The sequence below is a fragment of the Mycobacterium riyadhense genome, from assembly GCF_963853645.1.
GTDB classification, from domain to species: domain Bacteria; phylum Actinomycetota; class Actinomycetes; order Mycobacteriales; family Mycobacteriaceae; genus Mycobacterium; species Mycobacterium riyadhense.
Genome location: NZ_OY970456.1, coordinates 3859043 through 3885980, shown reverse-complemented (window position 1 = coordinate 3885980; position 26938 = coordinate 3859043). Strand labels below are relative to the sequence as shown.

13 protein-coding genes and 4 pseudogenes are annotated in these 26938 nt (G+C 64.9%); 8 read left to right on the top strand and 9 right to left on the bottom strand.

Annotated features, from left to right (window positions below):
* The first annotated feature begins 2 nt into the window (after positions 1-2).
* The 5 genes from AADZ78_RS17215 (at position 3) to AADZ78_RS17195 (ending at position 18216) form a co-directional block, all read left to right on the top strand.
* Positions 3-15533, top strand: coding sequence for a type I polyketide synthase (locus AADZ78_RS17215; RefSeq protein WP_239656706.1), 15531 nt, complete (start codon positions 3-5; stop codon positions 15531-15533).
* 180 nt (positions 15534-15713) lie between these two features.
* The gene (locus AADZ78_RS17210) at positions 15714-15878 is read left to right on the top strand and encodes a hypothetical protein (RefSeq protein WP_204080451.1); all 165 of its coding nucleotides are present in this window, start codon (positions 15714-15716) and stop codon (positions 15876-15878) included.
* A gap of 118 nt (positions 15879-15996) precedes the next feature.
* Positions 15997-16782, top strand: coding sequence for an SDR family NAD(P)-dependent oxidoreductase (locus tag AADZ78_RS17205; protein WP_264033537.1), 786 nt, complete (start codon positions 15997-15999; stop codon positions 16780-16782).
* Positions 16779-17945 carry an acyl-CoA dehydrogenase family protein gene (locus AADZ78_RS17200; RefSeq protein ID WP_085249974.1) on the top strand — a complete coding sequence of 389 codons (1167 nt, stop codon included), beginning with the start codon at positions 16779-16781 and terminating at the stop codon, positions 17943-17945. The genes AADZ78_RS17205 and AADZ78_RS17200 overlap by 4 nt, the downstream gene beginning before the upstream one ends.
* Positions 17946-18084: 139 nt before the next feature.
* Positions 18085-18216 (top strand): hypothetical protein, encoded by a 132-nt coding sequence (locus AADZ78_RS17195; RefSeq protein WP_264033536.1) that lies wholly within the window; start codon positions 18085-18087, stop codon positions 18214-18216.
* 15 nt (positions 18217-18231) lie between these two features.
* Here AADZ78_RS17195 and AADZ78_RS29155 read toward each other — a convergent pair.
* Positions 18232-18306 (bottom strand): annotated as a pseudogene (locus AADZ78_RS29155) (hypothetical protein); the annotation flags it as partial.
* A 34-nt stretch (positions 18307-18340) separates the two neighbouring features.
* Positions 18341-18469 (bottom strand): hypothetical protein, encoded by a 129-nt coding sequence (locus tag AADZ78_RS17190; protein WP_264033535.1) that lies wholly within the window; start codon positions 18467-18469, stop codon positions 18341-18343.
* Positions 18470-18681: 212 nt separating this feature from the next.
* Between AADZ78_RS17190 and AADZ78_RS17185 the strand changes: the two genes are divergently transcribed.
* Positions 18682-19422 carry a 3'(2'),5'-bisphosphate nucleotidase CysQ gene (locus tag AADZ78_RS17185; RefSeq protein WP_085249975.1) on the top strand — a complete coding sequence of 247 codons (741 nt, stop codon included), beginning with the start codon at positions 18682-18684 and terminating at the stop codon, positions 19420-19422.
* Here the strand turns inward: AADZ78_RS17185 and AADZ78_RS17180 are convergent.
* The 4 genes and pseudogenes from AADZ78_RS17180 to AADZ78_RS17165 form a co-directional block, all read right to left on the bottom strand.
* On the bottom strand, positions 19419-20231 hold the full coding sequence (locus tag AADZ78_RS17180; protein WP_085249976.1) for a hypothetical protein: 813 nt from the start codon (positions 20229-20231) through the stop codon (positions 19419-19421). The two genes, AADZ78_RS17185 and AADZ78_RS17180, sit on opposite strands and share 4 nt — an antisense overlap.
* A 71-nt stretch (positions 20232-20302) precedes the next feature.
* Positions 20303-21502, bottom strand: a complete 1200-nt coding sequence (locus AADZ78_RS17175; protein ID WP_085249977.1) for a MalY/PatB family protein — start codon at positions 21500-21502, stop codon at positions 20303-20305.
* An 85-nt stretch (positions 21503-21587) separates the two neighbouring features.
* Positions 21588-22181 (bottom strand): annotated as a pseudogene (locus AADZ78_RS17170) (dihydrodipicolinate reductase); the annotation flags it as partial.
* A gap of 240 nt (positions 22182-22421) precedes the next feature.
* On the bottom strand, positions 22422-23267 hold the full coding sequence (locus tag AADZ78_RS17165) for an SDR family oxidoreductase (RefSeq protein ID WP_085249978.1): 846 nt from the start codon (positions 23265-23267) through the stop codon (positions 22422-22424).
* 152 nt (positions 23268-23419) lie between these two features.
* Here AADZ78_RS17165 and AADZ78_RS17160 point away from each other — a divergent pair, with 152 nt between their 5' ends.
* On the top strand, positions 23420-24415 hold the full coding sequence (locus tag AADZ78_RS17160) for an LLM class flavin-dependent oxidoreductase (RefSeq protein WP_085249979.1): 996 nt from the start codon (positions 23420-23422) through the stop codon (positions 24413-24415).
* A complete protein-coding gene (locus AADZ78_RS17155; protein ID WP_085249980.1) occupies positions 24412-25608 on the top strand; it encodes a cytochrome P450 in 1197 nt (398 codons plus the stop codon). Before AADZ78_RS17160 ends, AADZ78_RS17155 begins: the two co-directional genes overlap by 4 nt.
* A 56-nt stretch (positions 25609-25664) precedes the next feature.
* Here AADZ78_RS17155 and AADZ78_RS29150 read toward each other — a convergent pair.
* The 3 genes and pseudogenes from AADZ78_RS29150 to AADZ78_RS17140 all read right to left on the bottom strand — a co-directional run.
* Positions 25665-26120: pseudogene (locus AADZ78_RS29150) on the bottom strand (integrase core domain-containing protein); the annotation flags it as partial.
* A 55-nt stretch (positions 26121-26175) separates the two neighbouring features.
* Positions 26176-26736: a TetR/AcrR family transcriptional regulator gene (locus tag AADZ78_RS17145; RefSeq protein ID WP_085249981.1), complete on the bottom strand. Its 561-nt coding sequence runs from the start codon at positions 26734-26736 to the stop codon at positions 26176-26178.
* Between the two features lie 10 nt (positions 26737-26746).
* A pseudogene (locus AADZ78_RS17140) lies at positions 26747-26938 on the bottom strand (exodeoxyribonuclease V subunit alpha); the annotation flags it as partial.

Sequence of the window (26938 nt, the reverse complement as noted above, 5' to 3'; positions counted from 1 at the left end):
CTATGGCTACCAAGCTTCAGCAGGCGACGGAGGCGTTGCGTGCCGCGCTAGGGCAGGTTGATCGCCTGAAACAAGAAAATCATTCGCTTGTCACCGCCCTGACCGAGCCGATCGCCGTCGTCGGGATGGCGTGTCGGTATCCCGGTGGAGTCGAATCTCCGGACGACTTGTGGGACATGGTTTGTCAGCGCCGCGATGTGATATCAACCTTTCCGACCGACCGTGGATGGGATGTCGAGGGCCTATACAACCCTGACCCCGATCATGCGGGCACGTCGTACTGCCGTTCCGGCGGCTTTATGAAGCGCGCAACTAGTTTCGACGCAGAGTTCTTCGGGATTCCGCCTCGTGAGGCGCTGGCGATGGCCCCCCAGCAGCGGCTGCTGCTGGAAACTGCCTGGGAGACCTTCGAATCCGCAGGCATCGATCCACAATCGTTGCGCGGCAGCCAAACCGGTGTATTCGCCGGTGCAATGAGGTCGGAATACGCGGTCGACCAGGGCGGAACTGAGGTGTTTGGTTATCTGGCCACCGGTATGTCCGCGAGCGCGGCCTCGGGTCGGCTGGCGTACGTATTTGGCTTGGAGGGCCCGGCGGCGACGATCGACACCGCGTGCTCGTCGTCGTTGGTGGCGATGCATCAGGCGTGTCAGGCCTTGCGCCTGGGTGATTGCTCGATGGCGCTGGCCGGTGGAGTCACGGTGCTTGCCGGCCCCGGCACGTTTATCGATTTTTCCCATCAGCGGGCATTGTCGGTGGATGGGCGGTGCAGGTCGTTTGCGGCCGCAGCTGACGGCACGGGCTTCGCAGAGGGTGTCGGGTTGGTGTTGTTGGAGCGGCTTTCTGATGCCCGCCGCAACGGCCATGAAGTATTGGCGGTGGTTCGGGGCAGCGCGGTGAATCAGGATGGGGCCAGCAACGGGTTCACCGCCCCGAATGGGCCGTCGCAGGAACGGGTGATCCGCGCCGCACTGGCCAACGCCGGGCTCAGCACCGCCGATGTGGATGTGGTGGAGGCGCACGGTACCGGCACGGTGTTGGGTGATCCGATTGAGGCCAACGCCATCTTGGCCACTTATGGCCAGGATCGTGACGCGAATCGTCCGTTGTGGTTGGGATCGATCAAATCCAATATGGGCCACACGCAGGCAGCCGCCGGTGTGGCCGGGGTGATCAAAGTGATCCAGGCCATGCGCCACGGCGTGTTGCCGGCGACGCTGCACGTGGATACCCCGACACCGCACGTGGATTGGGCGTCGGGCGAGGTGCGGTTGCTGACCGAAGCCCAACCGTGGCAGCCAGGATCACGGGTACGCCGGGCTGGAGTCTCCTCGTTTGGGATCTCGGGCACCAACGCACACGTCATCTTGGAAGAAGCTCCCGAAGATGCGCCTTCTCTCGAACAAGCCGCCACACCACCGTCCGACGGCGACGTCGTCGACGAGTCCGCGCCGGTGCCGCTGGTGATATCCGCGAAAACTGAGCGGGCTCTTGCGGATCAGGCGAAGCGATTAGTGGCGCATTTGGCCGTCCACCCGCAGCTGGACACCGCCGATGTGGGGCTGTCGCTGGCAACCGGCCGTGCCGGTTTGCCGTATCGGGCCGCGGTGGTGGGTGCCACTCGCGAGGAGCTGACAACCGCGTTGTCCGCGTTGGCCAATGGTCAACCAGCCCCCTGGCTGGTCACAGGCCGCGCGGCTGATGGCGAGGTCGCCTTCGTCTTCGGTGGTCAAGGCGGGCAATGGCAGGCGATGGCCGCTGGATTGCTGGATTCCTCACCGGTGTTCGCGGCCCAGATCAAGGCTTGCGCCGATGCTCTTGCCCCCCACGTGGATTGGTCGTTGGAGGAAGTCTTGCGGGGCGGGGCGCCCGAATCGACGTTGACCCGGGTGGATGTAGTGCAGCCGGTGCTGTTCGCGGTGATGGTGTCGTTGGCGACATTGTGGCGCGCGTGCGGGGTGGTGCCGGCGATGGTGGTGGGCCATTCCCAAGGTGAGATTGCCGCCGCCTACGTTGCCGGGGCGTTGAGCTTGCAGGACGCGGCCCGGGTGGTGGCGCTGCGCAGTCGAGCGATCGCCGAGTTGGTCGGCGCCGGCGGTATGGCATCGATCGGGCTGCCCGGAGCACGGGTCGAGGACCGATTGCAACGCTGGGATGGCCGGATTTCGGTGGCCGCGCTGAATAGTCCGTCGTCCACTGTGATCTCCGGTGAGCCGGCAGCGTTGGATGAATTCGTCGCCGCCTGCGTGGCCGAGGGTGTGTTCGCCCGGCGTGTCGCGGTGGATTATGCCTCACATTCGGCTCAGGTGCAGGCGTTGGAGGACCGTGTAATAAGCGAATTGACAACCATCACGCCGCGCGCCGGGGATATTCCCTTCTACTCCACGGTGACCGGCGCGCAGGTAGACACCGAGGCCCTCGATGCCGCGTACTGGTTCCAGAATCTGCGTCAACCGGTGCAGTTCGCGGGGGCCACGCGGCTGATGCTCGAGCGCGGCTGTCGGACCTTCATCGAGATGGGTCCACACCCGGTGCTAGGTATGGCGATACAAGAAACCGTGGAGGCTCACACCGCCGACGCCGCCACGGTAGCGGTGCTGGCGACGTTGCGTCGCGACGAAGGGGACTTAAGACGCTTTGTCACCGCTCTGGCCGAGGCCCACGTGCACGGGGTGGCGGTGGATTGGGCGGCGGTGCTCGCCCCGCACCATCCAAAGCGAGTGAATATACCCACGTATGCCTTTGAACACCAGCGCTATTGGGTAACTCCGACCTCAGTTGCGGTGTCACAGCAGGAACTGCTCACTGAGGTGACTCAGCAGCCGGAGGCCGGCGGGCTGGTGTTAACCGGACGGCTATCGATTCAGACTCATCCTTGGCTGGCTGATCATGTGGTGGATGGGATGGTCCTTTTTCCGGGGGCGGGGTTCGTCGAGTTGGTAATTCGCGCCGGAGGGGGACTGGGTTGCGCGGTCATTGATGAGCTGATCATGCGTGCGCCCTTGGTGTTGCCGGCCGACGCCGCGGTGCAGGTCCACGTTTCGGTGGGGGCTGGCGGCGCGTCAGGGCAACGTTCGGTGTCGGTGTATTCCCGTATCAATCAGGATGATTCGGGTTGGTTACTGCATGCGGAGGGCTGGTTGATCCCCGGTGGGGCCGGCCCGCATATCGCGGGACTGTCGGTGTGGCCGCCCGCGGATGCTAACCGGCTTTCGACAGATGATCTCTATGAGGGGTTCGCCCAGCACGGTTATGAGTACGGTCCAGGGTTCCGCGGGTTGACCGGTGCATGGCGCCGCGGTGACGAGCTATTCGCCGAAGTCTCTGTGCCCGAGGCCGCGTGGGAAGAGGGCGCGACCTTCGGTTTACATCCAACGCTGCTGGATTCGGCGCTTCAGGCCCTAATGCTGGCCGCCGATGGTGGTCAAAGGTCGCTGCCCTTTTCATGGGAGGGAGTGGCGCTACACGCCGCCGGAGCGGTGACCGCGCGAGCGCGCATCAGCTCGGTGGGACCGAATTCGGTATCGGTAGAACTGGCTGACAGCACCGGTGCGCCGGTTCTGTCTGTGCGTTCGATGACGGTCCGACCCGTCCTCGACGAACAACTCGAGGCGATTTTCAGCGGCTTGACCCGAGGCCCACTTCCGGTGCACACCAATGCCGCTCAACAAGTTTCAGCCCTGAGACAACAACTGCACGACTTGTCCAACGACCAACAAGACGCCCTGTTGTTGGACCTGGTACGCACCCACACGGCCACCGTTCTCGGACACGCCGACACCACACCCATCGACCCCATCAGCACGTTCCAAGACCTCGGACTCGATTCCGCCAGGGCCGTCGAACTGCGCAACCGTCTCAAGAGCGCAACCGAGCTCCCGCTTCCCACCACGTTGATTTTCGACTACCCCAACCCGGCCGCTGTAGCGGAGTACCTGCGCGCCGAAATCGACGGAACCACCAGCGGGGCGGTGATCGCCCTCTCCGCCCCGACGCGATTGGATGAGCCGATCGCGATCGTTGGAATGGCGTGTCGGTATCCCGGCGGAGCGAGTTCCCCGGATGGCCTGTGGGACATGGTCGCTTCGGGCCGCGATGTGGTTTCGGCGTTGCCGAGCGATCGGGGTTGGGATATCGAGGCTCTGTTTGATCCCGATCCAGACCGCCCGGGCACTTCGTATACCCGCTCAGGAGGTTTCCTCGACGGGGTCGCTGATTTCGATGCGGACTTCTTCGGGATCTCGCCACGGGAAGCGTTGGCGATGGATCCGCAGCAGCGCCTCCTGTTGGAAACCGCTTGGGAGACCTTCGAATCGGCCGGAATTGACCCGCAGTCGTTGCGGCGCAGCCAAACCGGTGTGTTCACCGGTGCCATCGACAGCTATTACGGGCTCGGGTCCGCGGGCGACGAAGGCGTGGAGGGCTACCTGGGCACGGGGATGGCGGGCAGCGTCTTGTCGGGCCGGATCGCTTATGTGCTTGGCCTAGAAGGGCCGGCGGTGACGATTGATACCGCGTGTTCGTCGTCCTTGGTGGCGATGCACCAGGCCTGTCAGGCATTGCGTGCTGCTGAGTGTTCGATGGCCCTGGCCGGTGGCGTCACCGTGATGGCTACCCCGGCCATGTTGGTGATGTTCTCTCGTCAGCGCGGTTTGTCGGTGGATGGGCGGTGCAAGTCGTTCGCCGCCGCCGCCGACGGGACCGGATTCTCCGAGGGCGCGGGTCTGGTGTTGTTGGAGCGGCTTTCTGATGCCCGCCGCAATGGGCATCAGGTGTTGGCGGTGATTCGGGGCAGCGCGGTCAATCAGGACGGTGCTTCCAACGGGTTGACCGCTCCCAACGGTCCATCCCAAGAGCGAGTGATTCGTTTGGCGTTGGCCGCGGCCGGGTTGGGGGCCGCCGACGTGGATGTGGTTGAGGCTCATGGCACCGGCACGGTGTTGGGTGATCCCATTGAGGCGCAAGCGATTTTGTCGACGTACGGCCAGGATCGTGATGCGGATCGGCCGTTGTGGTTGGGGTCGGTCAAATCCAATATGGGCCATCCCCAGGCGGCCGCCGGTGCGGCCGGAGTGATCAAGATGATCCAGGCGATGCGCCACGGCGTGCTGCCGGCGACGCTGCACGTGGATGAGCCGACGCCGCACGTGGATTGGAGCGCGGGTCAGGTGCGACTGCTCACCGAGGCGCAGCCCTGGCAGCCCGGCACCCGCATACGTCGGGCCGGCGTATCGTCGTTTGGGATTTCGGGCACCAACGCCCATCTCATCTTGGAGGAAGCGCCTGCGTTTGAGCACGCGTCCCCGCCATCCGCGCACGGGGATGTTCGCGACGACTCGACCGCGGTACCGCTGGTCGTGTCAGCCAAGTCCGAGGCGGCGTTGCGGGCGCAAGCGGGGCGGTTGAGTGCGCATTTGGCCGACAACCCAGAACTCGATGTGGCCGATATGGGGTTCTCGCTGGCGACCGGGCGCGCGGGGTTGGCTCATCGCGCCGCTGTCGTGGGTGTCGATCGCCAGGAGTTGATGGCCGGGCTCTCGGCGCTGGCCACCGGCCAACCCGCAGCGGGCGTGGTGACTGGCCGCCCGATCGGCGGCAAGACCGCGTTTGTGTTCGGCGGGCAGGGTGGCCAATGGGAGGCCATGGCTGTCCAGCTGCTGGACTCGGCACCGGTGTTCGCCGCGGAGATGGAGGCCTGTGCCAATGCTCTTGCTCCGTACGTGGATTGGTCACTAAAAGAGGTGCTGAGCGGTGCCGCGGCCGAATCGTCACTGCGCCGGGTCGATGTCGTCCAACCTGCGCTATTCGCGGTGATGGTGTCGCTGGCGGCTTTGTGGCGGTCTTGCGGTGTGGAACCGGCAATGGTGATGGGTCACTCCCAGGGCGAGATCGCCGCGGCCTATGTGGCCGGCGCCTTGAGCCTGCAAGACGCCGCCCGCGTAGTGGCGCTACGCAGCCGGGCGATCGCGGAAATGGGTGACTCCGGCGGCATGGCAACGGTGGGGTTGCCGGCCGAAGCGGTGCTCCAGCGCCTGGTTCCGTGGGACGGACAGCTTTCGGTGGCTGCGGTCAACAGCCCGGCTGCAACGGTAATCTCCGGTCAGCGAACGGTATTGGAAAAATTCGTCGCCGAGTGTGAGACGGCAGGGATTTTCGCGCGGTTGATCGCGGTCGATTACGCTTCGCATTCGCTGCACGTCGAAGCGGTCAAAGATCGGTTGATCGCCGAGCTCGCGACCATCACGCCGCGCACCGGCCATATTCCGTTCTATTCGACGGTGACCGGTACGCTGCTGCAGACCGACACGCTTGACGCTCGCTACTGGTATCGCAATTTGCGCGAGCCGGTGCGATTCGCCGACACTACCCGGTTGTTGCTGGACCAGGGGTGTCGCACCCTTATTGAGATGGGCCCGCACCCGGTCTTGGCGGCGGCCATGGCCGAAACCGCGGAAGCAGCCGGTGATGCAGCGGCGGCGGTGCTGGGGTCGTTGCGCCGCGGTGAGGGCGACTGGCGACGCTTTGTCACCGCCCTGGCCGAGGCTTATGTGCACGGGGTGAGGGTGGACTGGGCGTCGGTGTTTGCCCCGTATCACCCGCGACGGGTGCCATTACCGTCGTACGCGTTTCAGCGGCAGCGGTATTGGTTGACTCCTTCGGCCGGTGCGGGGAACTTGGCGTCGGTGGGACTCGCCCGTCTGGGCCATCCTTTCTTGGGAGCGGAGGTGTCCCTGGGTGATGACGAAGGCTGGTTGTTGAGCGGGCGGCTGTCATTGCAGTCGCATCCGTGGCTGGTTGATCACGCGGTTTATGACGTGGTGTTGTTGCCGGGCACCGCGTTTGTGGAGATGGCGTTGGCCGCCGGTGCCCAGGCCGGTGTGCAGCGACTCGACGAGCTGATTCTGGAAGCGCCGCTGCTGATCCCCGATGACGGCGCGGTGCAACTCCAGGTGCGAGTCAGCGGCCCCGACGAGGACGGTCGTTGCCCAGTGGCTGTCCATTCCCGGGCGGAGAGCGGTCCCGACGAGCCCACTCACGCATGGGTGCGGCATGCCACGGGACTGCTTAGCGCAGGCACCCAGGAAAGCGCAGGATTCGAATCGTTGACGGAGTGGCCCCCCGCCGGTGCCCAGGCCGTAGACGTCGAGTCGCTGTATGACCGGCTGGCAGGCGCGGGCTATCAATATGGGCCTGCATTCCAAGGCGCGCGGGCAATCTGGCGTCGGGGTGAGGAGCTGTTCGCCGAGATCGCCCTCGATGGCGACAATAAGGGGCAGGGGTTCGGTTTGCATCCGGCGTTGTTCGACGCGGCACTACATTCGGCGGCGGGTGAGCTGACCGCGGGTCAAGCGTCCAACCAGTTGCCGTTGCCGTTTGCCTGGCGAAGCGTTTCATTGCTGTCACGGGGCGCTACGGTGTTGCGGGTCGCCCTGGGTTCCAACGAAACTGGCGCTCTGCGGTTGAGTGCCGTTGATGAGTCGGGGACTCCAGTGCTTGCGGTGGGTTCGCTTGAAGCGCGCCCCGTCGATGTCACTCATCTGACCCGAATCGGCAGTCCGCGGGTGGAGTCGCTGCACGCGCTCGACTGGGCCCCGATCGAAACCGGTGACGTGGCTCCACAACGGTTGGTGGTCCTGGACGGCGGGCCACTGGACCTAGCCGATATCTTCGCCGAGGATGTTGAGCGTTTCCCGGACCTGGTGGCTCTGGTCGAGGCGATCCGTGCCGGTGCCAGCGCCCCGGAGGTGGTGCTGACCGCCGCGCCGATCTCCGGTGCGGGATCGCTTGCCGATCGGGCGCGAAGTGGGTTGCATGGCACGCTGGGGATGCTGCAGTCCTGGCTCGGTTACCCCGAATTGGTGCAGTCCCGGCTGGTGTTTGTCACCCAGGCAGCAATGGCCGTAGCCGAGGGGCAGACACCGGATGTGGCTGCCGCGGCCGCGGATGGACTGTTGCGCAGCGCGGCGTCGGAATATCCGGGCAAGTTCATGCTGGTTGACGTTGACGACGCTGGAAGCTCCCGGCATGTGGTTTCGTCGGCGCTCGGGCTTTCTGAGGAATCGCGTGTGGCGATTCGCGACGGAGTTGTGTTGGCGCCGCGGCTTTCTCGAGTCAGCTCTCAACCCGAATCAGCTACTTCGGTGTTTGACCCCAGCCGCACGGTGCTGATCACTGGGGGCACGGGTGTGTTGGGTATGGCGTTGGCGCGCCATTTGGCCTCCGTGCACCACTGCGGGCATTTGTTGTTGGTCAGTCGCCGCGGTGCCGGCGCCGAGGGCGCCGAGCAGTTGCGCAGCGAACTGGAAGATCTGGGCTGCCGTGTCACGTTCGCGGCTGTGGATGTGGCCGACCGAAATCAGCTGGCCGCAGCACTGGCCGCGATCCCGGCTGAGCATCCGCTGGGCGCGGTGATCCACGCCGCGGGGGTGTTGGCCGATGGGGTGATCGAATCGTTGGATCGCGAGCGGGTTGAGCGGGTACTGCGGCCGAAATTGGATGCTGCCCTGCATCTGCACGAACTGACCGCGGGCCTTCGCTTGTCGGCGTTTGTGCTGTTCTCTTCCGCCGCGGCGGTGATGGGTAGCCCAGGTCAGGGCGGTTACGCGGCTGCGAACGCTTTCCTCGATGCGTTGGCCCAGCATCGCCAGAGCGTGGGTTTGCCGGCGACGTCGTTGGCATGGGGGCTGTGGGGTGAGGCCAGTGGGATGACCGGTCAACTCGACGAGACCGATCAGGCCCGCATGCGGCGCAACGGGGTGGCAGCGATGTCGACCGCGTATGGCCTGACACTGTTCGACCAGGGCTGCGCGCGGAGCGACGCGCTGCTGGTGCCCGCTCAACTGGACCTTGCGGCGCTGCGTGTCCAGGCCCGTATCGGGATGCTGCCGGCGCTGCTGCGGGGTCTGGTGCGGGTGCCGGTCAACCGTCAGCAATCGGCCGGCACCCTTGCGCAACGCCTTGCCGTTGTCCCCGAAAGCGACTGGGATGGCGCACTTTTAGCCGAGGTGCGGGGCCAGGTCGCGGCCGTGCTCAATCACCCCTCGGCGGAGGCGGTGGATCCCGCCCGGGCGTTCAATGAGATCGGTTTGGACTCACTGGGGGCTATCGAACTGCGCAACCGCTTGACCCATACCACCGGCCTGAAGCTGCCCACCACGCTCATCTTCGACTACCCGAACGCCGCCGCAATCGCCAAGTATCTGCGCACGCAAGTCGACGGGACTGTGGGCAGCGGTTCGATGTCGGCCGCACCCACGGCGGTGCGCTTGGATGAGCCGGTCGCGGTGGTGGGGATGGCATGTCGGTATCCGGGTGGAATCGACTCCGCGGATGCCTTGTGGGACATGGTCTTCCAGGGCCGCGATGTGATCTCGGAGTTCCCGTCCGACCGAGGCTGGGACCTGGAGCGGCTTTATGATCCCGACCCCGATCACGCGGGGACCTCGTACAGCCGTTTCGGCGGCTTCTTGGCTGGGATCACCGATTTTGATGCGGACTTTTTCGGGATCTCGCCTCGTGAGGCGTTGACCATGGATCCCCAGCAGCGACTGTTGCTGGAGACCGCCTGGGAGACCTTCGAATCTGCCGGTATCGATCCAAAGACATTGCGGGGCAGCCAAACCGGTGTCTTCGCCGGAATGATGGCGTCACTGTACGGGGTCGATGCCATCACCTCGCTGGGAGAAATGGAGGGCCATTTCGGCACGGGTACGGCCGGCAGTGTGGCGTCGGGTCGAGTGGCCTATGTGTTCGGTCTAGAAGGTCCGGCGGTGACGATCGATACGGCGTGTTCATCGTCGCTGGTGGCGATGCATCAGGCCTGCCAGGCATTGCGTGCCGGCGAGTGTTCGATGGCCCTGGCCGGCGGGGTCACTGCGATGCCCACCCCGGGCACCCTTATTGGGTTTTCCCGGCAGCGGGCGCTGTCTCCGGATGGGCGGTGCAAGTCGTTTGCCGCCGCTTCGGACGGGACCGGGTTCTCCGAGGGTGTCGGGTTGGTGTTGTTGGAGCGGCTTTCTGATGCCCGCCGCCACGGGCATCAGGTGTTGGCGGTGATTCGGGGCAGCGCGGTCAATCAGGACGGTGCTTCCAACGGGTTGACCGCACCCAACGGCCCATCACAGGAGCGGGTGATTCGTTCGGCCCTGGCCACCGCCGGGCTGAACACCGAGGACGTGGACGTGGTGGAGGCCCATGGCACCGGCACGGTGTTGGGCGATCCCATTGAGGCGCAAGCCATTGTGGCCACCTATGGGCAGGATCGTGATGCGGAGCGGCCGGTGTGGTTGGGCTCGATCAAGTCCAACATGGGTCACACCCAGGCGGCCGCCGGTGTGGCCGGGGTGATCAAGATGATCCAGGCCATGCGCCACGGTGTGTTGCCGGCGACGCTGCATGTCGATGAGCCGACGCCGCACGTGGATTGGAGTGCCGGTCAGGTGCGGCTGCTCACCGAGGCCCAACCCTGGGATGGTGGGGACCGGGTGCGTCGGGCCGGGGTGTCCTCGTACGGGATTTCAGGCACCAACGCCCACGTCATCGTAGAAGAAGCTCCCGAGGAGCCCGCAGTTTACGAGCAAGACACTGCACCGTGTGATGGGCCCGCTACCGACGAAACCACCTCGATGCCGTGGGTGATATCGGCGAAAACGCAAGCGGCTCTTGCGGGTCAGGCCGCACGGTTAGCCGCCTATGTGGAAGATCGGCCGCAGCTGCATGCCGCCGATGTGGCTTTTTCGTTGGTCACAACTCGGCCTGGGTTGGATTATCGGGCGGCGGTGGTGGGTGCCTCGCGCGAAGAGTTGACGGCGGGGCTCTCGGTGTTGGCGGCCGGGCAGCCTGGTGCCGGGGTGGTGACCGGACGGGCATTGGGCGGGAAGACCGCGTTGGTGTTCCCGGGTCAGGGGGCGCAGCGGGCGGGGATGGGTGCGCAGTTGTATGGGGCCTTTCCGGTGTTCGCGCAGGCGCTCGATGAGGTGTGCACCGAGTTCGATCCCCTCTTGGGTCGGTCGTTGCAGGAATTGGTGTTTGCCCCCGCGGGTTCGGCCGACGCGGAGTTGTTAGACCAATCGGCGTTTACCCAGCCGGCGTTGTTTGCCGTCGAGGTGGCGCTGTGTCGGCTGGTGCAATCGTGGGGGGTGCGTGCGGATTACCTGATTGGTCATTCGATCGGTGAGTTGGTCGCCGCGTATGTGGCCGGGGTGTTTTCGTTGGCCGACGCCTGTGTGTTGGTGGCCGCGCGCGGGCGGTTGATGGGTGGATTGCCTGCCGGAGGGGCGATGGCGGCCGTCGCGGCCACCGAAGACGAGGTCGTTCCCACGTTGGAGGCTTATGGCGGGCGGCTGTCGGTGGCTGCGCTCAATGGTCCGGGCTCGACGGTAGTCTCCGGGGACGAAGATGCGCTTGAGCAGTGGTTGGGGCTGTGGTCTGGGCGTAAGACAACGCGGTTGAAGGTTAGTCATGCGTTTCATTCCGCGCGCATGGAGCCGATGCTGAAAGAGTTCGGCGCCGTCGTGGCCAAGCTGACCTTCAACGCACCGCGGATTGCTGTCGTGTCCAATCTCACCGGCACAGCCGTCACCGGATCCGAATTGAGCTCGCCGGAGTATTGGGTCCGGCATGTGCGTGACGCGGTGCGGTTTGCCGATGGTGTGGGTTTCCTGGCCGGCGCCGGTGTTACCAAGTACCTGGAGGTGGGTCCCACTGGACCGTTGAGCGCGATGGTCCGCCAGTGTTTGGGTGATGCGAGCCCGGCGTTGTGCACTCCGGTGCTGCGGGCCGATCAGCCCGAGACGCGGGCCGCGATGCAGTGCGTGGCGCAGGCCTATGTGCATGGGGTGGAGCTGGATTGGCCCTCGGTGTTTGCCCGGTACCGTCCGCGGCGGGTGGGCTTGCCGTCGTATGCGTTCCAGCGACAGCGGTATTGGTTGACCCCGTCGGCCGGTGTGGGGAACTTGGCATCGGCGGGACTGGCGGGTCTGGGCCATCCGTTCCTGGCCGCGGGAGCAAGCCTGGGCGGGGAACGGGGTTGGCTGTTCAGCGGACGGATCTCAGCGCGGACTCATCCGTGGCTTGTCGATCACGCGGTTTTCGATGCAGTGTTGCTGCCCGGGACCGGGTTGGTGGAGATGGCGCTGACCGCGGGTGCCCACGCCGATCTCCACCGACTCGACGAACTGATCCTCGAAGCACCCTTGCTCATCCCCGATGACGGCGAGCTGCAGGTGCAAGTGCTGATCAGCAGCCCCGATGACGACGGTCGCTGCCGGCTCGACATCTATTCACGCTCAACGGATCACGAATCCGAGGTGACTGCGTGGGTGCGCCATGCCAGTGGTGTGTTGAGCCCCGATGCACACGATGGCGCGGGGTGCGCGGAGTTGGTGACCTGGCCGCCGGCCGACGCGCAGCCGGTGGAGGCCGAGCCGTTGTATGACCGGTTGGCCGACAGGGGTTTTCAGTATGGTCCGGCATTCCAGGGAGTACGGGCGATGTGGCGTCGCGGTGAGCAGTTGTTCGCCGAGGTCGCCCTCGATGCCGAACATGCCGGCGAGAGCTTTGGTGTGCATCCGGCGTTGTTCGACGCGGCATTGCACCCGGCCGCCGCGGAGCTGACCGAGGGGCAGGAACCCAACGCGCTGCCGTTGCCGTTTGCGTGGGCCGGGGTGTCCGTGCTGGCGCGCGGTGCTTCGGTGTTGCGGGTGATGTTGAGCCCCCAGCGCAGCGGTGGTCTGCGCATCGCCGCCGTTGATGAGTCCGGCAGCCCGGTGCTTGCGGTGGATTCCCTTGATGTGCGCCCGATCGATGCCGCCGCACTGGCCAGCCTCAGCAGCCGGGGGGTGGAATCGCTGCACACGCTGGAATGGACCCCGGTCCACACCGGTGACCCGCTTGCCCAGCGCGTGGTGATTCTCGAGGGTGGGCCGTTGGACCTGACCGACATTGCCGGCGAGACGGCAGAGCACGTCCCGGATTTGGTGACGCTGATCGAGGCGGTGCGCGCCGGTGGGAGTGCTCCGGAGGTGGTGCTGACCGCGGCACCGATCACCGGTGCGGGTGCGCTGGCTGACAGCGCCCGCACTGGCTTGTACCGCACCCTGGGCTTGGTGCAGGCCTGGCTGGGTGTGCCGGAGCTGGCGCAGTCGCGGCTGGTGTTTGTCACCCAAGGGGCGGTCGCTGTGGGTGAGGGGGAGGCACCGGATATGGCCGCCGTGGCCGCCGATGGACTGTTGCGCAGCGCGGCGTCTGAGCGTCCGGGCGGGTTGATGGTGGTCGACCTCCAGAAAGGCCAAGTCAGCGAGGCCTCCCGGCGAGCCGTGGCCGCAGCGCTTGCGCTGCGCGAGGAGCCGCGGTTGGCCGTTCGCGAGGGAATTGTGCTGGCACCGAGGCTAACGCGTGTCTCCGCGATGGATCAGCCGACGGCCGCCCCGGTGTTTGATCCGCGCCGTACGGTGTTGATCACCGGTGGCACCGGGGCGTTGGGCGCGGCGTTGGCCCGCCATCTGGCCACCGCGCATCACTGCGGGCATTTGGTGTTGGCCAGTCGCCGCGGTGCCGACGCCGAGGGCGCCGGACAATTGCGCGCCGAACTACAAGAACACGGCTGCCAGGTGACATTCGCCGCTGTTGATGTGGCTGATCGCGACCAGCTGGCCACAGCGCTGGCCGCGATCCCGGCCGAGCATCCGCTGGGCGCCGTCGTTCATGCCGCCGGAGTGCTGGCTGACGGGGTGATCGAATCGCTGGACCGCGTCAAAGTCGAACAGGTGTTGCGTCCGAAGCTAGATGCCGCGCTACATCTGCATGAGCTCACCGCGGAGCTGGATTTATCCGCATTTGTGTTGTTCTCTTCGACGGCTTCGGTGTTGGGTAGTCCGGGTCAGGCCAATTATGTTGCGGCGAACGCGTTCCTGGACGGGTTGGCTCAGCATCGCCGGGCGCTCGGTCTGGCAGCGACCTCGCTGGCCTGGGGGCTTTGGGCTCAGACCAGCGGCATGGCCGGCGAGCTTGATGGCACTGATCAAGCGCGTATCCAGCGCACCGGGTTTGTCGCCATGCCTACTGAGTACGGCTTGGGACTGTTTGACCAGGCGTGCGTACGCCCCGAACCAATCCTGGTGCCCGCACAGCTGGACCTTTCCGCGTTGCGTGCTCAGGCTCGAATCGGCATGCTGCCCCCGGTGCTACGCACACTGGTCCGAGTGCCGGCCAAGCGTCAGGCAGTAACTGGCAATCTCGCCCAGCGCCTGGCCGGTTTCTCCGAAACCGAATGGGACGATTTGCTTTTGGCTGAGGTGCGTGGCCAGGTCGCCGCCGTGTTGGACCACCCCACCCCGGAGGCGGTCGACCCCGAGCGCGCCTTCAACGAAATCGGTCTGGACTCCCTCGGTGCGATCGAATTACGCAACCGCCTGAGCCACGCCACCGGGCTGCAGCTACCGACCACCCTGATCTTCGACCACCCCAGCGCTGCCGCAATCGCCAAATACCTGCGCACCCAAGTCGAAGGAACCGCGGCCGCCACAGCGCGGGTCGACGAGACCGATGACGAGCTGACGGCGATGATCGACAAAGCCAAGCGCACGCTTGGCGGCTTGGATCGGCAGAACGTTGACCGGCCGGCGCAGACACCAGGACGATCGCTTGCGAAGCCCTTGCGGCGGCTGTCGAGTGCCATGCTCCTGGCAGGCATGCGGCCTCCCCGGGGCCGCCGAATGAAACGGGACACGCGAGATCGAGTCGACCTGCGCGGCAAGCGAATCCTGATCACCGGCGCGTCCTCCGGCATCGGCGAATCCGCTGCCGAGCAGTTCGCCCGCGCGGGGGCGGCCGTTATCGCAGTGGCGCGGCGTCAGGAAAGGCTCGATGACTTGGTGGGTCGGATCATCGCGGCAGGAGGCGAGGCGTCCGCGCTGGCGTGCGATCTGTCCAACACCGACGCGGTCGATCAGTTGATCAAGACGGTGGGGGAGCGGTTCGGCGGTGTCGACATCCTCATCAACAACGCTGCCCTTTCGATTCGGCGGCCGATGCTGGACTCGTTGCAGAACTGGCACGATGTGGAGCGTCTGATGCGGCTGAATTACTATGCGCCGCTGCGACTTATCCGCGCTTTCGCACCCGGGATGGTGGAGCGCGGCGACGGGCACATCATCAATGTGTCCACGTGGGTCGTGTTAAACGAAGCGCTGCCGAACTATTCGGCTTACAACGCCTCGAAAGCCGCCCTTACCGCAGTGAGCCGGGTGATTGACACCGAGTGGGCCAACAGCGGCGTGCGTCAAACCACGCTGTACTACCCATTGGTCAAGACGCCCATGATCGACCCGACGAAGGAGTTCGAGAACGTACCGGGTCTGACGTCGGATGAGGCTGCGGAGTGGATGCTGGCGGCAGCGCGGCTACGACCTGTCCGGATCGCACCCCGCGTCGCGCTGATCACGCAGGCCATAGACACCGTTAGTCCGGCACTGCTCAACACGGTGATGAAACGCTGGGACGCGTGGTTGGCGGCCAGTCTGTCATCAGATTGAGAAGGCTAGCCGGGCTTGTTCGAGTTCTGTTCGGGATTACTCGATTTGGTCGAACGTGTAGTTCGCCATGGCAGTGCTTGTGATCTCGGCGGCCGCGGGTGCGGTGCGCGAGGTGGTCGGTGTTGGCATGCGATCCCGTGAGGAGATCACGGCCTACGATCGACCTCACAGCTAAGGAACTTGACGTTTACTGCGTCGGGTGATGGCACCCGCGTCGACTGGTTGACCGACTACACCCACCCGGCACGTGCGGGTGGCAAACTGTGGGAGGCGGTCGGCCGTCCGGTGCTGCGCTCGAGTTTCCTGGCGGTTCTGGCCGCCTGCGCAAAGGCTCTTGAAAGGTAGCTGTGAGTCGTCGAAAACACCATCGCCCATACGACAGCGGTGTAAGACTGACTATGTCCGCCCAATGCGGCCGGCGCGGGGTCGGCCGCACTGGTTGGGCAATCGAGGGCCAGCGCCGGTGAGCGTCGACCGTGCCCGCTCACGCACGTTCGTGGTAACGGGAGCGGCATCGGGGATCGGCCTGGCCACCGCTCAGCGGCTGCTCGCCGAAGGCGGCACGGTCGTCGGCGCCGACCTAGCCTCCGGCCCGGAACTCGGCCCGCAATTCCGGTTCGTCCCCGCCGACGTGGCCGACGAAGCCGCGGTTGCCGCCGTCATGGCCGCGGTTCCCGACCGCCTCGACGGAGTCGTCCACGCCGCTGGCGTCGCCGGTGGCGGCCCGGTCCATCTGCTCGACCGCTCCGAATGGGACCGGGTCATCGGGATCAACCTCACCGGCACCTTCCTGGTGGCCAAGGCCGCGTTGGCCAAGATGATCGAGCAACCCCGAGTCGCCGGCGAGCGCGGTTCGATCGTGACGCTCGCCAGCGTCGAGGGCCTGGAAGGCACGGCCGGCGGCAGCTCGTACAACGCGGCCAAGGGTGGTGTCGTGCTGCTGACCAAGAACATTGCGCTCGACTACGGGCCGAGTGGCATCCGGGCCAACGCGATCTGTCCCGGCTTCATTGACACGCCGATGGCCCAGAGTGTTTTCAGCCTGACGGGCATGGCGGGCCCGCTCGCCTCGATCACCAAAGAACATGCCCTGCAACGCCTGGGCCGGCCGGAGGAGGTCGCGGCCATGGCTGCGTTTCTGGTGTCACCCGACGCATCCTTCGTGACCGGTCAGGCCATTGCCGTCGACGGCGGTTACACCGCGGGACGTGATCACGGCGTCGTTGAGCTCTTCGGGTTCCCGAAATGAGTGGCCAGGTCGTTGCCCTGGCCCGCGGGATGCGCGAGCTGGTCCGCGCCGAGGCCGCCGAGTCCGAGCGGATACGCACGCTCACCAGCGCGATCATCGACGAAATGTGGGCCACCGGGCTGATGTCTGCGTTCAATCCCGTCGCCGCCGGCGGCGTGGAACCGTCATTCGCCGAAATGATTGAGACTTTGATCGAAATGGCTTGGCAGGATGGCTCGTTCGGCTGGATCGGCATTGCGAACCTGCCGTCGACTTTCGCGGCCGCGACGTATCTTTCCGACGAAGGTTTTGCAGAGGTGTTCACCGCTCACGACAACCGCATCACGATGGGCGGCCAGTTCTTTCCCAACGGACAGGGGACCGCGGTGGACGGCGGTTACAGGTTGAGCGGATCGTGGAGCTTTGGCTCGGGCATCGGTCATTCGCAGTACATCGCGGCGGGGTTTTTTCCACTGGACAACGGCGAGATGCGTTGGGTCAGTGAGGGTGTCCCCGACATGCAGGTGGCCGTGGTTCCGCGGGAAGAGATCAGCTTCAACGACGGCTGGTACGTGCAAGGTCTCAAGGGAACTGGATCCTATGACTACAGCGCGCAGGACGTGTTCGTGCCCGAGAGCCGGACGTTCGGATTGTTTGTCCGCGAGCCGCGCCGGGGTAGCTCGCCGGCCACCCGGATGGGACTGATGCCAGTGACCGCCGCCGGTCACGCGTCGTGGGCACTCGGGGTCGCCAAGAGCATGCTCGACGACGTCGCCGAGCTGGCCGCGACGAAATACCGGATGAGCGATATGGCGGCACTGGCGAGTCGTCCGACCTTCCAGAAGGGGCTCGCGCATCACGTCGCCGCGTGGCGGGCGGCTCGGTTGTTGGTGCTCGACGCGTTCACCACCGCCGAAGCTGCCGTTGGCTCCGGTGCAGACCTGACCCCGACCTTGCGGGCAGACATGCGTGCGGCCGCCGTCTACGCCACCGATACCGCCAGAAGCTGCGCGGAATGGGCGCATCTTGTTGCGGGCACCAGCTCGATCCGCGAGGGCAGCCGCCTCGAACGCGCCTTCCGCGACATGTACACCGGAACCCAGCACGCCTTCATCAGTGAGAAGGTCGCCATCGACTCGGCGCAGATCTGGCTGGGCATCGTCGAGGACCAGTTCGGACTCTGAGTCGGGCCAGCCAGATGGTGTGGTGGGCGCAAGAGGATCCTCCATGACGTGGGCTACCACGTCGAATCCGTTGTCGTGCAGAAGCTCCCGATACTCATCGGTGTCGAGACTCGCGTGATAGAGCGGTTCGCCCTGGTAGGTGCCGATTCGCTCGCCGGCCGACGGCCCGGTGGTCAACATCAATGCCGCCCCGGGCGAAGCGTGGTTGGTGAAGACCGCGAACATGGGACACGGATCGCATGTCGGCGACGTGCCAATGGTGTTCGGGTAGGCGCCGCGCGCTCATGGTGATCATCGCGGTGGACGCGTCCACACCAGTGATGCGACAGCCGCGTTCGGCGAGGTATTGGACTATCGGCATGCCGGTTCCACATCCCAGGTCAAGCACGGCGGGGCTATTCGCCAAGCAGCGCCAGAAACCGGTCCAGCCAAGCCGTTTCAAGCATGTTGTCGCCACGGTCCCGAGACCACGCTTGCGCGTGGCGTTGGTAGATGTCGGTGACCCGGCCGGCATTGGATCTCACGGATCCGAATCTATCGTGCGGTGCGGTAAGTTCGGTTGGCGTGCAGCCTGCCCATGTGACCATGCGACCAATGAACCCCAGATGTCACAGGATATTCGGAGTGTCGTTATTGCCCACCTCAGAGCGACTGAAACTGTCGCGGCGAGCCGTGCAAAAACTCACCACCGACCCGCCACTTACTCGGGTGACGCACGAGGCGTCAGGGACTTCTTGTGAATGACCACGTACTGGCCGCAAGGTTGGCCACTGAGGCGGGCCGGCTGCTGGTCGGCGTCCGCGAGGAATTCGCCGATGCCGACGCGAGCGAACGGAAAGCGATGGGGGACAAGCGGTCCCATGATTTTCTGATCGAAGCGCTGGCTAGCGAGCGACCCGGTGACGCGGTGCTGTCCGAGGAGGGCGCCGACGACCCGGTCCGTCTGCGCTCCGAGCGGGTATGGATCGTCGACCCGCTCGACGGCACCCGCGAGTTCTCCGAGCTCGGCCGCGACGACTGGGCGGTGCACGTCGCACTCTGGCAGTCCGGAGAGCTCATCGCCGGCGCCGTGGTGCTGCCCGCTCAGGGAATCACCCTGGCGACGCCGCACGTAGCGCCCCCTCCCGTCGCGGCCGCCAAGCCGCGCATCGTGGTGTCACGCACCCGTCCCCCCGCTGTCGCGCTGGCCGTCCGCGACGCGCTAGACGGAACACTGGTGGAGATGGGTTCCGCAGGAGCCAAGGTCGCATCGATCGTCCAGGGCTTGTCCGACGTGTACGTGCACGCCGGAGGCCAGTTCGAATGGGACTCCGCCGCGCCGGTCGCGGTGGCCCGAGCTGCGGGTTTGCACGCCTCGCGGATCGACGGCTCTGCACTGGCCTACAACCAGCCCGATCCCAAACTGCCGGATCTGGTGGTCTGCCGGCCCGAACTAGCCGAAGCCGTGCTCGCCGTCACCTCTGATCGAGAGAGCTAGGCCGACGGCGTGGGCGTGGGGGAGAGCTTGGCCAGGACGCCCGCGGCGACGCTGCCGACCACTATCAGTGCGACACCCAGGCCCGAGTCAATGGAATCGGTGACCATACCCACGATCCCGGTGACGATAACGAAGGTGGGCAGCCAGTCGAGAATCCGCACGATCGAGGGCACCTGCGCCGGCTCACCATTGGCCAGGTCGAACTTAGCGGTGGCGTAGTCGGGGTAGAACTCGGTGAACGAGACCGCGCAGAAGAGGGCCGCCAACTGCAGGATCCAACCCGTCCAGAAGTTGCCGGCGTCGTGCAACACGAAGTCGCCGATGAAGCCGGCGACTGCGGCGAACGTGAAAGCGCTTGCCCAGGCGACGGTGATGACATCATTGATCCGCCTGAACAGGGGACTGGTCCAATACTCCTGCGGCGTAGTGTCTTTGGCGTAGGCCATGGTGAACGGTTTGCGGACCAGCAGTGTGAGCCAGGCGAACGCGGCCAACGAAATATTGGTCAGCTCGCCGGCCCACAGTTCCAGAAACCGGATCACGTTGTCGGTGGCGTACAAGCCAACAAGGGCCACCGTCGCGAAGAACACCGCACCGAAGACCTCCAGCAAGTGCACCTTGATCCCGCGGCCGAGGCCGACGAGCATCACGAGCAGCGAAAGGCCTAGCGCGGCCGTCACCGCCACTTGGAAACGCCCTGGTCCGGACAGGATTGACAGCAGCACCCATGGCGCGATTCCGGCGAACGGCGACTTGAGAAACCCGTCGATCACGGTTCCGGGGCTGCGACGCTGGGCGGTCTGGGTCATTTGAAGCTCCTGGCTCTTTAACCGATGTTCCGTCTTTGACAGGAAGATAGTGGCATGTCGATAATGACATGTCAATAGTGGACGGTTAATGCGCTACCCATGCGCCACACGGCCTCGGTCAGAATGGCCCTCGAGGTCGCGAAGTTCATCCGCACGTGCCCGGCGCCGCCAGTTCCGAAGACGTGGCCGGAGCTGAGCGCGACCCGGGCGTTCTCAAGGAACCAGCGAGCGGGCCCGGACACGTCCGATACCACCGCGAGGCCTTCGGTCGGCTCCTCGGTGAAGCCGAGTTCGCGGCAATCCAGCCACGCAAGATAGGTGCCCTGCGGCCGTAGAAGTCGCACCCCGGGAAGGTGTTCGGCGACCAGATCACCCAGCAACGCTCGGTTTGCGTCCAGGCCGTCGAGCAACGCGTCGAGCCACTCGCCGCCGGTCTTGAACGCTTCGGTGTGCGCGATGATGCCAAGGTGGCTTGGACCATGGCCGACCTCCTCGGGCATCCGGCGCAGGTCGGCAGCCGCCTCGGGACCGGCCATCGCCAGCGCCGCCTTGAGTCCCCCGAGGTTCCATGCCTTGGTGGCCGACGTCAGGGCCAACGCGTTCTCGGCGCCGGGCACGCTTAGGTAGGGGGTGAATCGTGACCCGGATAGCACGAGCGGGGCATGGATCTCGTCGGACACCACCCGGACACCAAATCGGCGCGCACGTTCGGCAACCCCGCGCAATTCGTCGGCGGTGTGCACCGCGCCCGTCGGATTGTGGGGATTGCACAGCAGATACGCCACCCGGCCGCCTGACTTGCAGGCAAGCGCGAACGCTTCCTCCAAAGCATCCAGGTCGATCCGGCCGTTGGCGCCCAGCGGGGCTTCGACCACGCGGCGGCCGTCGTGCGATACGAACGCGTAAAACGGCGCGTACACCGGCGAGTTGACGATCACCGCATCGCCGCGATCGGTGATCAGACGCAGCATCTCAACGATGCCCAACATGACGTCCGGAACGATGGCGGTGCGACCGACATCCAGATCGTGCCATTGCCAACGCTGCGAAGCGAATTCGCTGACTGCTTTGGCATACGCTCTGCCGTAGGGGTATCCGGTGTCGCCGTTGTCGACAGCCTGGTGGATGGACTCCGCCACCGTCGGCGCAAGCTTCACGTCCATTTCCGCGACCCACAACGGCAACACGTCGGCTGGCTGCGCACGCCACTTCATGCTCGTGCGGCGGCGCAGTTGATCGAGGGTCAGCTCTTCGAGTGGATTAGGCGTCACCCGGCCCTTTTTACCGCGAGCAGACGTAAAATCGCCCAAAACGCGCGCGTTTTGGGCGATTTTACGTCTGCTCGGCGGGCGAACGCGTGGCGACCATGGCGCCGGCCCCGGAGGTCATGCCAGGGATTCCGGCTCGACGAGGATCCCTGAGCGTGGCCGCCATGGTGCACTCGATGTCGGGGTCGCCGGTGATCACGATGCGGTAGGACAAGTCACCGATGCCGCTCGGCCAGTGGGGCGCGACGTCGTGTGCGAGGCGAGTGACGTGCTCGATGACGATTACTTCGCGTCCGTCCTCGGACAGGCCAATCGCCTGCATCCGTATTCCTGCACAGGTCCCGGCCTCGATGGTGCCCATCGCAACGTTGAGTGTCCGGTTGGTCACCGCGCGGTCGAACGTCTCACGGATTTCTCGCAATTGGATTCCGAGTGCGTCAGCGAGCAGTCGTAGCTGACCCTGCCAGTCGCCGGCTATCGCGCCGGGAAAGCCCATCCATGGCCGGTAGTCCAGCGGTCGGCCGAAGCCCAACGCGTTGCTCATGAAGTCAGCAACCCCGTAGTCGTCGTAGAGGCCGATCTCGAACGCGTGGATCTTTTCGATGGACGACGACTGGGTGGACAGCACCAACGGTGGATAGTCGGCGGCGAAGCCTGGCTCGATTCCCGACGCGTACAGTGCCACACACCGACCAGATCCAGGTCGGCGCGCTGCTGGATGGGGCGGATGGCGATCGACCCGATGCCTCCCGTCGCCAACACCACTACGCGATGCGCCATCGTTTCCTCCTGAAAGGCGAAGCGGCCGTTGCCCATCCGATCCAGACAAGCGGGTGCGCGCAGATTTCATACCGAATATTTGATCCGGAAGTCCCGTATGTAGTCGATGCGAACGCGGCATGTATTCGCTTAAGCATGGCGCTTAAGCCAATTGGACCCGACCGGTGATGAGGTCCATGATCGGCTTGCCCGGTGCAAACGATCCGGTGATCGAGGCCATCGCGTGCCCGTTGTCGACATTCAACGTGATCCCGTTGACGGCTCCCGCGGCGGCGCTGTTGAGCATGATCATCGCCTTGGCGATCTCCTCAGGTGTCAGCACCGAGCTCCCGGTGTCATCGCGATAATCCTGGGCGAACGTCAGCCACAGATCGGCGTTCGCACGAGCCAGGGGAGTGTCGGTGGGACCGGGGCAGACCGCGTTGATCCGCACGCCCTTCTTTAGGAAGTGGTAGCCCTGCCAGGCGACATAGCCGTTGATCGCCTTCTTGGAAAATCCGTAGTGGATGATGCCCTGCGGCTCGCGCTCCTGGCACCAGTCGTGAGCCGCCTTGTAGTCGGGGGTGGCCAGAAAGTCCTGAACCAGTTCCAGGTCGTTCTCCCAACCCATCCCGGCCACCGAAGAGATGAAACATATTGCCGCGCCCCGATTGAGCAGGTTGTTGGCAAACAACCGCTCGATCAGATGGCGGTGTCCGATGAAGTTGACCCGCATCAACTTCGGCCCGTCGGCGACGCCGGCGGCCGAAAACAGCGAGTCCACCGGACCGTCGAGTTCGTCGACTGCCCGGTCGATCGAATCCTGATCGCTGAGGTCCAGTGAGATCACTTTGTCGGTGACGTAGTCGACCGGCGCGAAGTCCATCACGGTGACGTGAGCGCCGAGGGACTTCGCAATCTGCGCCGCAGCGGCGCCCATCCCGGTCGCGCCACCGACGACCAGGACCCGCTTGCCCTGGTAGCCCAATAGCTCCGCAGCTGTCGTCATTCTTTTCTCTTTTCCCTGGTCGGTGAGCGATAGACGTTACAATATCCGGGCCAGATGTTAGTTTCAATGTTGGTTCGGGTTGAGTGGTTGACCTCGATCGCGCGCCGCACGTAGCGTACGTGGCACAAATATTTGGTTGTCTAGGAGTCGCTGTGTTCACCCTGCGCTTCGACATGCGGGCACCCGCATGGGGCGCCAATCCAGCGGCCTTGTATGCCGCGGTGCCCAAGATGTGTGCATGGGCGGAGGACCATGGCGGCCTCGCGGCCGTGTTTTGTGAGCACCATGGGTCCGAGGATGGTTATCTGCCGGCGCCGCTGATGCTGGCGTCGGCGGTTGCGGCGCGCACCGAGCGTCTGGCGTTGAGCCTGATCCTGATTCTTCCGTTCTACGACCCGGTACGTCTGGCCGAGGACATGGCGGTGCTCGACATCCTCAGCGGTGGGCGGACTTCGTACATCATGGCGCTTGGGTATCGACCGGAGGAATACCAACATTTCGGCGTGGAATTGGGTGAACGTGGCCGGCTCGCCGACGAGAAGCTCGCACTGCTGCGCCGATTGCTCGCAGGTGAAGAGGTCATGCACGACGGCCGCCGCATCAAGGTGACGCCGCATCCGCTGACCGCCGGCGGACCGGGAATGATGTGGGGCGGCGGTAGTGTGGCGGCGGCCCGGCGGGCCGGCCGCTATGGCTTGGGCATGTTGGCGAACGCCAACGTGGAAGGCATGCAGGAGGCCTACCAGGACGCCTGCCGCCAGCATGGACACTCGCCGGGCGCGACATTCTTTCCCGACCGCAAGACCCCGTCGGTCTGCTTCGTCGCCGATGACGTGGACCAGGCGTGGTCGGAGCTTGGCGAGCATCTGCTGCATGACGCGCGGACTTACGCTGCGTGGAACCCCGGCAATGAGGTATCGGCGGGTTTCTCGCACGTGTCCACCGTCGCCGAGTTGCGCGAGACGGCAGCGTCGCACGTCATTTTCTCTGTCCCGGAAGCGGTTTCGAGGGTTCGTGCGGGTAAGGTACTCAATCTGTCACCCTTGTGCGGTGGCTTGTCGCCCGATGTCGCGTGGCCCTACCTCAAGCGGGTGGGCGAGGTCGTGCTGCCCGAGGCCGCCCGCCGGGTGCCGGCGGAGACCACATGACGGGGGCAAGTAAGACCGAGATCTATTACGACCCGTTCGATTTCGACATCGACAAGGATCCCTACCCGATCTGGAAGCGGATGCGTGACGAGGCGCCTTTGTACTACAACGAAAGGTACAACTTCTACGCGTTGAGCCGCTACGAGGATGTCGCCCCGGAGCTGACGAATTGGGAGACCTACCGGTCGGGTCGCGGCACCACCATGGACATCATCATGAGCGGTGTCGACATTCCGCCCGGAGTCGTTCTCTTTGAAGATCCGCCGCTTCATGATCTTCATCGTCGGTTGCTTTCAAGGGTTTTCACGCCACGGCGGATGGAGGCGATCGAGCCGCTGACGCGTGACTTCTGTGTGCGTGCGCTCGACCCGTTGGTCGGCTCGGGCAGGTTCGACTTCATCGAGAACCTCGGCTCGATGATCCCGATGCGCACGATCGGCTACCTGCTGGGCATTCCCGAAGAAGGGCAGGCAGCCATCCGCGACCGCGGCGGCCGTGCGATCAATCTCAAAGAAGGGACATTTACGGCCGTTGCCGAAGACTTATTCGAGAAGAGCTATCAGGTGTTCTCCGACTACATCGATTGGCGGACAGAGCACCCCTCCGATGATTTGATGACGCAACTGCTCAACGCTGAGGTCGAAGATGACGGGGTTACGCGGCGGCTGACGCGGACCGAGGTGTTGATGTACACCAGCATGATCGCCGGCGCGGGCAACGAGACCACAACACGGCTGATCGGTTTCATCGGTCAGCTCCTCGCCGAGCACCCCGATCAGCGTCGCCAGCTTGTCGATAACCCCTCGCTGATTCCCAGGGCAATCGAGGAGGTCTTGCGCTACGAAGCTCCCTCACCGGTGCAGGCGCGGTACGCCGCTCGCGGCGTTGAATGCCACGGCACCTCGATTTCGGAGGGCTCGATCATGTTGTTGCTCAACGGGTCAGCCAACCGTGACGAGCGCAAGTTTCCTGACGGAGAGCGATTCGATATCCACCGCGGTGCCAGCCATCTCAGCTTCGGGCACGGACTGCACTTCTGTTTGGGCTCGGCCTTGGCGCGGATGCAGGCGCGAGTGGCGTTGGAGGAAGTCCTCAAACGCTGGCCGGCGTGGGAAGTCGACTACGCCAACGCCAGCATGGCGCACACCAGCAGTGTGCGGGGGTGGGCGAAGCTGCCGGTGATCACCGGCTGACGAAACGACGGCCCTCGGCGTCTCATCACATCCGCAACGTTGGCTGCTCGACTACCTCACCCATCACGAGAAATCCGGCCCACCGGACGGGAACACAACAACACAATTCGTGCACGTCTCCTGCCACAGCAACCTTCGGGCGCGCCAACGCAGCAGGCCCCAGCAACCCGCAATGAATCGCCCTGGTTCTGCCGGAGACTCGGGTTATTGGATTCCGACCAGGGTTCGGTCGGTCCGTTATGCATCGTAGAACGCGGCTTCGATTCGGCCGGTGGAACATCGTTGAGGTAACCGTGGAGGCGGGCGTTGTTGTGCCAATACACCCAGCCCAGGGTGGCGAGTTCGACATCCTCGACGGTCTTCCACGGCCCGCTGCGGGCGGGCCCGTAGATCAACTCGGCCTTGTAGTAGCCGTTCACCGTCTCGGCCACGGCGTTGTCGAAGCTGTCGCCGATCGACCCGATTGAAGGGACCGCGCCGATCTCGGCGAGCCGTTCACCGTAGCGGATGGAGCCTGCATCCTCGGTTCCAAGGTCAGGAGCCTCAGGCATTTCCAGGGCGATTCACCTACGGTCGCAGCGTGAAGTTGATGAATTGTTCGAGCTGCAATGCAGCCTGTTTGGTTGGCGTGGGGCCGGCCAGGTTCAGCATGCCGATGCCGGCGGCGAACGCGGTGGTGGCCCGCACGTCGGCCTCTTCGTCCTCAAAACCGTAGTCGCGGTACGCTTGTTTCATCGCATTCAGCAATCGGCGGTCCGCCGATCGCACCGCCGCCGCCACAGTCTTATCGGAGCGGGCCCATTCGCGCATCGCCAGTTCGAGCTTCCAAAGGCGTGATCTGAGCAGCATCTCCGCCATTCGTAACAGGCGCTCTCGCGGTGGAATCTCGCCCATCCGCTCGACATCGCGGCGGTCTTCATCGCGCAACTGCGCCCAGGTGTCGATCAGTGCGCGCCGGTAGGCCGCCATGTTGGCAAAATGCCAGTAGAAGCTGCCCTTCGTCACGTCGAGTCGGGCTGTCAGACGATCGAGCTTGAGCGCGTTGAGACCCTCTTCGGACAGCAGGGCGTATCCGGCTTGCAGCCAGTCGTCGACCGTCAGCCAGCTCGACTTGCGACGGGTCGCCATGGACAGCAGTTTACGGGTGCTGCAATCGCATCCGCAGCCCGATCGCCCGCGCCGCGTGTCGCTCGACCGCACCACCCACTTCGGCTTCGTCCGACGACCCGTACCTTGTTCTTCGCGCGCGTGACCGCTGTATAGAACAACGCCCATCTAGCCGCGAATCCCGCGGCGGCGTCGGCATCGTCACTTCGTCGGCCTGGCTAGC